Origin of the sequence: Moorena sp. SIO4A1 (assembly GCF_010672065.1) — a bacterium.
Classification (GTDB): domain Bacteria; phylum Cyanobacteriota; class Cyanobacteriia; order Cyanobacteriales; family Coleofasciculaceae; genus Moorena.
The window spans coordinates 1-1595 of sequence record NZ_JAAHHX010000601.1 but is presented as its reverse complement, the minus strand read 5'-3'; the positions used below and the strand labels follow the sequence as shown (position 1 = coordinate 1595).

Sequence of the window (1595 nt, the reverse complement as noted above, 5' to 3'; positions counted from 1 at the left end):
TCCTGGGGGTAGGGCATGGGGAATAGAGAAAGAGAGGGGAGTGTCGGAGGTGCTCCCGCAAGCCATTGCACATAGCCCGTCCCCATTCTCGACAGCATCAAGATAATACTAACGCTGCACTAATACTGCAAAGTCTAAGGTTTTTTAATCAATCTTGTCCCAACTCCTGGAAAATTCCATTCCAGCTGCATGTGCAAGACAGTGCCAGGAGGACGACCAGCGACCAGTGGCACAGGAACAGCACCATACAAAATGTGATCCGAGTGCAGGTGAGTGATGATTGATAATAGCCTGTTTCCATCAATCCCTTTCTTAGCAGCCTCAGGAGGACAGAAATTCAATTGTCTGCTAAAAACCGCGTTTCCTCGACTATTGGTTATGTAAGCATTTGGTACTCCACCAAATGGTTGCGGGAATATATTACCCTCAGCTGTATACCACATTGCCCAGACCGTGTACACGCGATTTGGAATCAGATTGTTTAGCCGGACTCTGACCCTGTTGTTTCCCCTAGAATCACAATTAATTTGCATTTGTCCAGAAGCCTTAAACCAATCCGCTACAGTAATCGGATTTGGAGATTCCGGATTGGACTGAGAGCGAGAAACCACTGGAGCATCTAATTGAAATGGCAGTGGAGTTCGTACAGACAGATCCCCTGAAACCCAGGTATCGATTTGACGCAGAGGTACGTTGACAGCTTCAGGGTCAGTGGTTTCAAGGTCAAAAACTGGGAAAATTGTTTCCAAGAAAGGATCCACGATTGATGCCAAAACGGCATCCTTTCGTGTCGAAGCAGTCAGAGGCAGAGGCTCCTGACCATTGGGGTTGTAGATACCCATTGTCGTTGCTCCTGCCAAGTTCAGGGGAGCAGACAAGAAGTCCCACCGATATCTTGGTTTTCCAAAAAGCCGATTCCAGCCTGTTACCACCTCTGCCTCGATAGTAACGTTAGTGTTTCTCCTCTTCTGTGCTTCAGCTGGGCTAACCTGTGATAAAAAGGCAAAAAGGCTCAAAAAAAACAGAATTCCAAACTTTTTCATCACGGATTTCTTCTCCTAATTAAAAGACCTGTGGCAAACCTCAATATTTGCGCTTGTTGCTATAGCTGTGGCAAACCTCAATATTTGCGCTTGTTGTTATAGTTGCTCTAGTAGTTATTCAGCTTGTTTTTCAAAAGTTATGCAAAACCAGCGCTAAAAAATTAAAAATTTGCTCAGCAACCAACAAGCTGCGTTGATCTAGGCCGTCGAAAAACAAGGTAGATTAAGCCAAAGACTTCACCCTAGAGTACTGATCTGAACCAAAGCACCAACGCCACACCCGCAGTCGCATCCAGCTGCTTGGGCACGCCCCCACTGGGATAGCATTGCATTTGAATGGGGTAGAGTAATCCGTGCGCTGCGAGACGGTGCCGATGGTGCAATCAAGAACTCATTCCCTGGTGCCACTACAATGGCATCGTCCGGGATATCTTCCGTGACCTCCACCGGTCCAAACACCAGCACCCTAGCACCAATCTTCACCCCCTTACGCACTGTCGGTCCAAACAACACAGTTCCGTTGCCAATAGTAACGTCATCCTCAATTTCCAG

The 1595-nt window shown here is 47.1% G+C and carries 2 protein-coding genes; both read right to left on the bottom strand.

Going from position 1 to position 1595, the window contains the following annotated elements:
- Window positions 1-134: 134 nt before the first annotated feature.
- Window positions 135-1043 (bottom strand): hypothetical protein, encoded by a 909-nt coding sequence (locus tag F6K53_RS41080; protein WP_293086043.1) that lies wholly within the window; start codon window positions 1041-1043, stop codon window positions 135-137.
- Between the two features lie 237 nt (window positions 1044-1280).
- Window positions 1281-1595 (bottom strand): hypothetical protein (locus tag F6K53_RS41075; protein ID WP_293086040.1); only part of this gene is annotated, 315 nt, incomplete at its 5' end.

Excerpts from the sequence above, each read along its gene's own strand:
- F6K53_RS41080 (WP_293086043.1), bottom strand. The coding sequence starts at position 1,043 with ATGAAAAAGTTTGGAATTCTGTTTTTTTTGAGCCTTTTTGCCTTTTTA.